The sequence below is a fragment of the Pseudomonas rubra genome, assembly GCF_028656935.1.
Taxonomy (GTDB): Bacteria; Pseudomonadota; Gammaproteobacteria; order Pseudomonadales; family Pseudomonadaceae; genus Aquipseudomonas; species Aquipseudomonas rubra.
Window position 1 is genome coordinate 36,349 of the sequence record NZ_JAMDGZ010000008.1, and the last position, 9,455, is coordinate 45,803.

The 9,455-nt window shown below is 63.5% G+C and carries 7 protein-coding genes; all 7 read right to left on the reverse strand.

From position 1 onward, the window contains the following. Positions 1-9: 9 nt before the first annotated feature. A complete protein-coding gene (locus M5G17_RS03540) occupies positions 10-1,104 on the reverse strand; it encodes an alginate O-acetyltransferase (RefSeq protein ID WP_273891628.1) in 1,095 nt (364 codons plus the stop codon). Between the two features lie 9 nt (positions 1,105-1,113). Next, on the reverse strand, positions 1,114-2,541 hold the full coding sequence (locus M5G17_RS03545) for an MBOAT family O-acyltransferase (protein WP_273891629.1): 1,428 nt from the start codon (positions 2,539-2,541) through the stop codon (positions 1,114-1,116). Between the two features lie 14 nt (positions 2,542-2,555). Then, entirely contained in the window at positions 2,556-4,007 is a 1,452-nt protein-coding gene (locus M5G17_RS03550; RefSeq protein ID WP_273891630.1) for an alginate export family protein, read from the reverse strand. Further along, positions 4,004-5,455, reverse strand: a complete 1,452-nt coding sequence (locus M5G17_RS03555; protein ID WP_273891631.1) for an SEL1-like repeat protein — start codon at positions 5,453-5,455, stop codon at positions 4,004-4,006. The genes M5G17_RS03550 and M5G17_RS03555 overlap by 4 nt, the downstream gene beginning before the upstream one ends. Positions 5,456-5,480: 25 nt before the next feature. Beyond that, a complete protein-coding gene (locus tag M5G17_RS03560; protein WP_273891632.1) occupies positions 5,481-6,632 on the reverse strand; it encodes a PilZ domain-containing protein in 1,152 nt (383 codons plus the stop codon). Positions 6,633-6,647: 15 nt separating this feature from the next. Beyond that, positions 6,648-8,165 (reverse strand): glycosyltransferase, encoded by a 1,518-nt coding sequence (locus M5G17_RS03565; RefSeq protein ID WP_273891633.1) that lies wholly within the window; start codon positions 8,163-8,165, stop codon positions 6,648-6,650. A gap of 178 nt (positions 8,166-8,343) precedes the next feature. Then, positions 8,344-9,455, reverse strand: a 1,112-nt coding sequence (locus M5G17_RS03570) for a nucleotide sugar dehydrogenase (RefSeq protein WP_273891634.1), incomplete at its 5' end; no start/stop codon positions are given.

Consider the following 9,455-nt stretch of genomic DNA (forward strand, 5'->3'; position numbering starts at 1 on the left):
GGTCTCTCCTTAGAAATGTTGGCTCTGGCCGGGGCGGCTCAGGGAGCCGAGGCGGTGGGCGAGCAGGGTGCGCAGGGGGAACTCCCAGACCACGGTGTCGATCTCGGGGTTGCTCAACTGGTCGCTGGCAAGGAACTGGCTCATGGCCTCGAACGGCCCGCGGGCTTCCACCGCAACACTGAGCAGGTCGCGGTTGAGTGCTTCCTTGAGAAAGCCGGTGAAGTTCCAGTCATCGATCTTGCTGTAGCTGGTTCCCACCAACATCAGGCTCTGGCGTTCGCTGGCGAACAGGTCACTGGCGTCCTGTTGCGCTTTGACGGTTTCGTACAGGGCGATCGGGTTGGGGCCGAACTGCGGCGCCAACTGCGCGTGGTTGAACTGGATGTAGTTCATCAGGTCGCCCTTGACCGTCTTGTCGGCGACCTTGTGCGACAGGTAGCGCTCGTCGCCAAGCAGTTCCGGACGCTGGCGGGCCAGCTCGTAGGCGCTCAGGCGCGCGCCTTCGGGGCTCCAGTGGGTGTCGGATTTGAGAAACAGCGCGGGGCCGGCAAGGTTGGCCAGAAACGCCGAACGCAGTGGCGTAACCGGGGTGTTCTGTGCCTGCAGGCGTTCGACGAAGCGGTCATAGAGGCTGATCGCCCGTGGGTCGATTGCGCGTTCGGTGTGCGCGCCATAAATGTCGACTTTCATCGGCAGCGGCAACAGGATCAGGCGCTTGTTGTGGGCCTTGAGCTGCTGCTCGATCGCGGCGATCTGCTTGAGCTGGCCGTCGAGGTTGGCCTCAAGGTCGTTCGGCACCCGGTACTCCTGGTTGGTGTAGAGCCAGCCGTCGTTGCCCAGCACCACGCCCTTGGTGCCTTCGTCGAACAACCGGTACTGGGCGTTGGCCCACAGCTCGAGCGACGGCTCGCGCAGGAAAAAACGCTTGTCGTAGACCTGCTCGAACTTGCGCAGCAGCTTGCCGTCGACGAACAGGTTCCAGGCCTGGCTCTGGTTGCGGGCAAAACTGACCACCGGTGGCAGCGAGTAGACGAACATCCCCGCCAGCAACACGCCGAAGGCAATGCCGTTGAGCTTGCTGGCCGAATTCATGACCGGGTACATGGCGCGCTCCTAGAACTGAAAGTACAAAAACGGCGAGAACGAATGCGCCGCCAGGCTGCTCAGCGCCAGGGCGAAGCCGGCCCACAGCAGCAGGGCCTTGAGGCCGCCGACATGACGCATGAAGTACTGCTCCTTGTTACCGGCGTAGAAACGCACGTTGTTGCTGCCGGCCAGCACCAGCCAGCACAGGGCAATGGCGGCAAACGACATGGCCATCTTCGAAGCGCCGAGCACGTACAGCTCCAGCGAACCGAGGCCGTTGAAGCCGAACAGCGCCTGGTAGATGTCGAGGCTGTGGCGCAGGTCGTTGGTGAAGAACAGCGGCATGCTCAGGATGATCAGCACGAAGGTGCGCAGGTTGCGACCCAGGTGATAGGGCGTGGTGACCTTGGTGGCCAGGTTGAATTTGCGCTCGATGACCATGCCCAGGCCAAAGAACAGCCCCCAGCAGATAAAGGCGAAGCTGGCGCCATGCCACAGGCCCGACAGCAGCATGGTGTAGACCAGCGCCGGCAGCGCCCCGGCGATGCGCTTGCGCACCAGTGGCATGTACACGTAGTCGCGCAGAAAGTGTGCCAGGGTCATGTGCCAGCGCGCCCAGAACTCGGTGATGCTCTGCGACACGTAGGGCTGGTTGAAGTTTTCCGGAAAGCGGAACCCCATCATCAAGGCCAGGCCCAGGGCCATATGGCTGTAGCCGGCGAAGTCGAAGTACAGCTGCAGGGTCGAGACCACCAGGCCGAACCAGGCATCGCTCAGTTGCAGGGTGCCTTCGCTGATGAACAGCACGTTGATCGGTGCCAGTTGGTCGGCGATCAGCACCTTCATGATGAAGCCGAGCATGAAGCGGCACACGCCCAGGGAAAACAGCTCAAGCGAATGACTGCGCTGACGCAGCTGCGGCGCCAGCTGGCTGTAGCGCAGAATGGGGCCGGCCACCAGGTGCGGGAACAGCGCGACGAAGGCGGCAAAGTCGATGAAGTTGTTGGTCGGCGTAGCGTCCTTGCGGTAGATGTCGACGATGTAACTCAGGGCATGGAAGACATAGAAGGAGATGCCCAGCGGCAGGAAGATCGTCTCCAGAGTGAAGGTATTGATGCCCAGCGGCGCGAGCAGGGCGGCCAGCACCTCGGCGCCGAAGTTGGCGTACTTGAAGTAGCCCAGGGTCGACAGGTTGCCGATGATGCCGATCCACAGCAGGCGAAACGCCCAGCGCTTGTCGCCGGCATCCAGGCGCGCCTTGATGCGCAGGCCGAACCAGTAGTTCCAGTAGGTGATGGCGACGAACAACAGCAAGAAGTCCGGCCGCCACCAGGCGTAGAAGATGTAGCTGGCAGCGACGATCACCGTCGAGCGCCACGGCGCCCGGGCAAGAAAGTACACGGCCAGGAACAGCGGCAGGTAGAGGAACAGAAAGACGTTGGAGGCGAAGATCATCTTGGGCTGCGTCCTTAGTAGCTGACCACGACGCCGAAGGTCAGCTGGTAGTCATCACCGCTGTCCAGGGCGTTGCCGGCGTTGAGGTAGCTGGCGCTGACCAGGGCGTTGACGTCCAGGTGCTTGCCGTCGATGGCCACCGGGAACATCTTCCAGTAGTAGTTGAGGTCGAGCATCTGCCCGACATCCTTACCGCCGCCGTGGTTGCCCTGGGCAATGGCGCGGTTGCGCTCGCTGCGCTGGTCGCCTTCAAGGCGGATGGGCAGGGTGCCGTTGGCGTCGCGCAGCTTGAGCTCGGTGAGGCGCAAGTCCAGGGCGCTGCGGGGTGTCGGGTTGGTTTCCAGGGCGATGCCGTAGTAGCTCAGGTTGCGCAGATCGAGGCTGACGAAGGAGCTGGCCAGGCGCGTGCTGTAGCTGCCCTGGCGGGTGATGCGGTCGGACTGGATGGCATTGAGGCGAAAGCCGTCGTTGTCGTTGCTCGGCTTGTCGGTCAGGCCGCCGCGCAGGGCCACCCGGGGTGTCCACGGCAGGTCATGGAAGCGCTTGCCGATCTCGCCCAGGGCCGCCCAGCCGCTGGCATTGTGACCAGTGCTGGTAACGCCGTTGACGTCGGTGTTGTCGACCTTGCCGTCCAGGCCCGCCAGTTCCAGGTGGTAGTCGCTGAACAGTGGCGTCACGTTCAGGTCGTCGGCCTTGAAGAACAGCCCGTAGCGCATGCCCTTGAAGTCATAGCGGTCTTCGGCGTCGTGGCCGCTGTGGTCGTTCTCGTGCATCAGGCGCAAGCCGGCCCAGTTGTGCTCGCTCCAGCGGTAGGCGTATTCGCCCATCAGGTAGGTGGTGCGCTCCTCGCTGTCGGCCAGGCGATTGACGTCGCTGTTGTAGTTGTAGAACTTCTGCGCCACGGCAACGAAGCCACGGGAGAAGGTGTCGTTGTAGTTCAAACGCAGCGACTCGATGCTGTCGTCCCACCAGATGCCGTAGTCGTCGAAATAGCGCTGGCGCCCGGCCGCCAGCGAGAAGCGCGGGTCGTCGCCGAGCAGGTTGCGTTTGACATACAGCTCGCGCAGCTCGGCGTACCAGCCTTCGGGCTGTTCGCGGTCGAGGTTGTTGGCATTTTCGTTCTGCACGCTGGCCGACTCGCTGGAGTCGTAGTTCAGCCACAGGCGGCCATAGACCATCCACTTGGCCCAGCGCTTTTCCGGTGAGTACCAGGCGAACGAAGGCTCGTAGCGCAGGCTGTAGAACATCTCGCGGCTACGGCCGACTTCAGCGTTCTCCGGGCCGTAACCGGTCTGCACGGTGAGCTTGTTGAACAACTCGGAGGTGATCACCGGCGTGCTGGCGTCGCTGATCCGCACCGGCTCGCTGCTGTCGGCCTCGGGGCCGGTGACTTCTTCCAGGGCCTGCGCCGGGTACAGCGGGGCGAGGGTAAGCAGGGCGCCGAACAGGGTGTGATGGGCTTTCACAGGGTTGCCTCCTTCAACAGATCGGCGCGTGCCGCCAGGGCACGCTCGATGTCATCCTTTTTCAGGGTCTTTTCCAGGCGCTTGACCAGGCTGCGCGCACCGTTTTCGCCCAGCGCCAGGGCGACCTGGGCATAGGTGTAGGCCTTGACCGGGTCATGGCAGAGGGCGCGCCCGTAAGCGTACAAGGTGGCCATGCGGTACCAGGCGGCGGTGGAGCCGGCTTGAGCCTGGGCCTGGAAAATCTCCAGGGCTTTGTCCTGGTCGGGCTGGTCGGCCACGCCCTTGCTGTAGTAATCGGCCAGCAGCAGCTCGGCGTCGGGGTAGCGGCTGGCGAGCAACTCGTCGATCAAGGCGCGGGCCTTGTCCGGGTCCATGGTCAGCCAGTTGTTGACCATGTAGAACGAGGCCTGCAGGGCCTTGGCCCGGCTTGCCTCGCGCAGCTTGACCTGGTCGATCAGCGCCTGGGTCTCTTCGGCATTGTGCTCGGTGGGGTTGGAGATCATGAAGCTGGCCTTGGACACCATGGCCGGGACAAAGCCGCGTTCGACAGCGTTGTCGCGCCAGCCATGGGCTTGCGCCCGGGCCAGGTCCAGAGCATCGCTGCGTTGTTTCTCCAGGGCCAGTTGCGCGGCGTCCGGCTGCACCCGCGCCGGGCCCATGGCGCTGGCTTGGCGCTGATAGTGGTCGGCTTCCTGTTCGGCGCGCTGCACGCTGTTGATGCTGTCGAGCAACGAGCCGATGCGGTGTACGATCTCGACTGCCAGGGTCGGGCGCAGCGCTTCGAGACTTTGGGCAAAGGCCGGGAAGGCGCGGTCCTGATCATCGCCAAGAAAACGGTAATAGCGATCGATCGCCCGCACATCCACACGTACCGCCTGCTGGTACCAGTGTTCGGCGCCGGCGCGGTCACCCTGACGCTCGGCCAGCACCGCCTGGTACAGCTCGGGGCGACAATTGAGCAGGCATGATTGCTGGTACAGCGCCAACAGTTGCCCGGCCTGCTCGGAGGAGACCAACTGCGGGTACACCAGGAACACCTCCAGGGTGGTGCTGGCATTGCGCGGGTCCAGAGTCGCGGGGTAGCGCATCAGGGCCTGGGCCATCCATGCCTGCTGGCCTTTTTGCAGGCTCGGAGTGCGGTCCAGCAGGCGCGCCAGCGAGGCCAGCGCCGGGACCTGGCCACGGCCGTCGGCAAAGGCGTCCTTGTACAGGCCGATGATTTCTGCGCGGTTGGCGCCATCGCTGTTGGCCAGCACATCACCGAGCAGCAGCTTGGACGCCAGGTCACCGCGCTCGGCCAGGGCGCGCAGGTCGGCACTGACATTGGCGCTGGGGTCTTTGTACAGCGCGTAGCGGACCTGCTCCAGGCTTTGCCCGGCCAGGGCGCTGCTGGCGCAGGCCAGGCCGATGCTGGCCAGCAGCAGGCGGGAGGGCGTCTTCGCATTCATTGCCTATTTCCTTCCTTGCAGGTGCTTAGCGCGAAGCGGTGAACGGCAGGCCCAGGTACAGGTCCACCGCCACCGGTTTCTGGTAGGCGGCGCGGGGCAGCGGGCTGTCGGGGGCGATGGTCAGGGCCAGGTTCTTGTTGGCCTCATCCACGCGCGAATCGATGACCTTGCCGCTGTATGCCTGGTCGAGGCCGAACACCTTGAGCTCCACCGAACTCACCCGGCTGATGTCGGCGAGCTTGTCGAACGGCACGTTAGCGGTGACGAACAGGCCTTCATCCTTGGGCAGCAAATGCACCAGGGGCGCCTGCTTGTAGCCGTAGCCGTCCAGGGGCTTGCTGGGGAAGTAGACTTCGCAGTCGCACGGGCTGTTGATTACCGTCTCGATGGTGGCGCGTCCGAGCAGGGTCTGCAGGTCGCCGGGCGCAAGGTCGGCGACCGCCTTGAGGTCGGCCGGGCTGGTGAAGCTGGTGGCCAGCTGGGTGGAGATGTTCGCAACCGGTTGGCCGGCCTTGACCTCGGTCTGCCCCGGTGCCAGGAGGAACTTTACATAGCCGTTGTCGGGCATGCTGATGACCTGGGCATTGGCCGAAACCTGGGCCTGCACGGCCGGGATGCGGAAGAACAGCAGGTAGCACTTGTAGGCGACAAAACCCAGCGCGGCGATGCCCGCAGCGGCGTACAACAAGGTGCCGAGGGTGGCTTTGAGGCGCTCGCTCGAGCTGCGCGGGCTGGCGTACTTGTGCTTGCGCTCCTTGATGTAGTTTTCCCGCTGCATCACGTTGAACAGGCCATTGATGTCGGCGATCTCGCCGGACAGGTAGGCGCTGATGATGTAGCGCAGGATGTCGCGCTTCTGCGCGTCGAGCTCGACGAACTGGGCACCGACCTCCTGGTCGCGCTGGGAGACGATCTTGATCTGGCTGTCGATGTTCAGGTCGACCTGGTTCAGGCGCAGCTGGATCGAGGCGTGGTACAGGCTGCCGATCTTCAGTTGCTCGGCGTGGAGCAGGCCGATGCCGCCCAGGGAGATGTCTTGCAGGGTGCTGTCGAACGGCGCCTGGCCGGTCGCGCTGAGCTTGACCCGGGCGTTGAGTTTGGTGCGCACGTACTGGCGTTCGTCGATCGCTTCGTGGACTACGTTGGCCGGTACTGCGGGTGTACTTGAGCTACTCATGGCAGGCGCCTTTCCTTAACGTTGCGTGAGTTCGAGAAGAACCGAGATAACCCCGAAGAAAATCGCGATGGATGACAACAGCATCGCCTTCGAGGACCAGCGGTTCAGGGCGGCATCGAAGCTGACGCTGCCGTTGCTTAGTGTGGTTTTCTGCCGGGTCCAGCTCTGCTGGTCCATGTGGAACAGGGCGTAGACTTTCATCAGTGAGCCGATGATCTGGTTGTAATACAGAACGAAGGGGTACACCGGGCTGACCGGGTGGCCGGCAAACAGGAACAGCACAGTGACGATGCTGCGCGACAGCAGCACCCAGAACAGGTACACCAGCAGGTACTGGATGCCGAACACGATGCCTGCCACCACCGAAGCGGTCAGGCCCATCAGGCAGGTCCACATCGATACCCGCTGGTCGAGCAGCACGTACAGAGTGAACAGGCCCAGGCGGGCGCGGCCGAGCAGGGCGGTGGCGCGAAAGTTCTGCCGTAGCGAATTGCCGTACCAGCGGAACATCAGCTGGCGGGTGGCGCGCCAGAAGCTGTTGTCTGGCGGGTGCTCGACGGTCAGGGTGTTGCTGTCGGGCACGTAGAAGGTGTCCCAGCCGGCGCGCATCAGGCTCAGCCACGACGACTTGTCGTCACCGGTCAGAAACTGAAAACGCCCCAGGCGCCAGTGCTGGAGAAAGTCCGCCTCGACGTCGCGGATAAAATCCGGGTCGGTCATGACGCTGGCGCGAAAGAACGACAGCCGCCCGGTCAGGGTCAGCACCCGGTGCGACAGTGCCATAGAGCACATGTTGATGTGCCGTTGGACGAAACGCATCGAGTGCCACTGGCGCATCAGGTTGCTGCCTTCAACCTCGCAGAACTCGTTGGTGGTCAGGCCGCCGACGTTGGGCAGGTAGGCGAACAGTTTGACCGCGCGCTCGACACAGCCGGGCAGCATCATGGTGTCGCCGTCGACCACGCCGACCACCGAATCCTCCAGCGGCATCTGCCGCGACAGGGCGCGGAAGGCATGGGCCAGGCCGTCACGCTTGCCGGTGCCACGGGCGCGGACGATCACCAGCTTGATGTCGTCGCGGTCCTTGACCTCGTTGCGCATGATCTGTTTGATGAACTGCTCGTCGCCCTTTTCAACGATCGAGGCGATCACCGTGCAAGGCACCTGCAGCCGCTGCACCTCCTGGAACACCGATTGGTAAACCTTGAAAGTGGTGTGGGTGGGGATGCGAAAGCTGGTCACCACCATGAACATGTGCGCCGGCAGCGCCGCATCGCCCATGCGCTCGACCGCCTTGCGGATGCGCGGGAACCGCCAGTGCAAAAAGTACATGCCGCGCAGGTAGTGGACGATGGCGTTGCCATAGCGCCACATGCCCAGGGTGCCGATGATGAAGATGAAGGTGTGGTGCGCAGGGTCCAGGTACTGCGGCGCGACCATCTGCGACGCCAGCGCGATCAAACCGAACAGGCAGGCCCAGGCGCAAAAGCGCGCGGCTGTCTGCAGGTGAGGCGGCTGTTGCTGTCGTTCCATGTAGTCGTTGCTCCTGTGTACGGGCTGCGCCCGCCTGAATGACATGCGCACTTTTCGCGCCTGGCCAAGGCAGGGTCGGCCGGGCGGCAAGCGGGTAGGCAGTCAGTCAGGCGCGCAGCCTGGGTGAATCGCCGGGTACTCTCTGGGTGGACTGCTTTCTGGCTGGTGTAGCGGGGCCTTACCAGCAGATACCTTCTTGCCGGGCATCGCTGGCATGGGCCATGAAGCCGACCAGGTCGATGATCTGCTTGTCGGCGCTGGCCTCCAGGGCCTGGGCGAAACGGTCGTCGTTGTTGCCCAGCACCACCACTTCGGCTTCGCGGATCACCTGCTGCAGGTCGTTGCACAGCAGCGAAGACACGTGAGGGATCTTCGACTCGATGTACTCGCGGTTGGCGCCGAATACCCGGGCATACTCGACATTGGCGTCGTAGATGGTCAGGTCAAAGCCTTTGCCGATGAGCATTTCTGCCAGCTCTACCAGCGGGCTCTCGCGCAGGTCGTCGCTGCCGGCCTTGAAGCTCAGGCCCAGCAGGCCGATGCGGCGCTTGTCCTGGCGGGCGATAAGGTCGAAGGCGTTTTTCACCTGGTTACGGTTACTGGCCATGATCGAGCCCAGCAGCGGGTGCTCGACATCCAGCTGGCCGGCGCGATAGGTAAGGGCGCGCACGTCCTTGGGCAGGCACGAGCCACCGAAGGCGAAGCCCGGGCGCAGGTAGTAGCGCGACAGGTTGAGCTTGTAGTCCTGGCAGACCACGTCCATCACCTCACGGCCATCGACACCACTGGCCTTGGCAATGTTGCCGATCTCGTTGGCGAAACTGACCTTGGTCGCGTGCCAGACGTTGCAGGTGTACTTGATCATCTCGGCGACTTCGATCGACTTGCGGATCACTGGCGCGTCCAGGCCCTTGTACAGCGACTGCAGCAGGTCGCCGGAATGGCTGTCCAGCTCGCCGATCACGGTCATGGCCGGGAAGTCGTAGTCCTGGATCGCGGTGCTTTCACGCAGAAACTCGGGGTTGACCGCGACACCGAAATCAATGCCGGCGCGTTTGCCGGAGTATTTTTCGAGGATCGGCACCACCACGTTCTTGACCGTGCCGGGCAGCACGGTACTGCGTACTACCACGGTATGGCGGCTGGCCTTGTCCCGCAGGGCGGAGCCGATTTCACGGCATACCGCTTCCATGTAGACCAGGTCCAGGTCGCCGTTCTTCTTGCTTGGGGTGCCGACGCACAGCAACGACATCTCGGTGGCCAGCACGGCGGCCTGAACATCGGTGGTGC

Bases quoted from the DNA above. Each gene is read 5' to 3' on its own strand.
- M5G17_RS03565 (WP_273891633.1), bottom strand. From the start codon at position 8,165: ATGGAACGACAGCAACAGCCGCCTCACCTGCAGACAGCCGCGCGCTTT.
- M5G17_RS03560 (WP_273891632.1), bottom strand. From the start codon at position 6,632: ATGAGTAGCTCAAGTACACCCGCAGTACCGGCCAACGTAGTCCACGAA.
- M5G17_RS03545 (WP_273891629.1), bottom strand. From the start codon at position 2,541: ATGATCTTCGCCTCCAACGTCTTTCTGTTCCTCTACCTGCCGCTGTTC.
- M5G17_RS03540 (WP_273891628.1), bottom strand. From the start codon at position 1,104: ATGTACCCGGTCATGAATTCGGCCAGCAAGCTCAACGGCATTGCCTTC.
- M5G17_RS03555 (WP_273891631.1), bottom strand. From the start codon at position 5,455: ATGAATGCGAAGACGCCCTCCCGCCTGCTGCTGGCCAGCATCGGCCTG.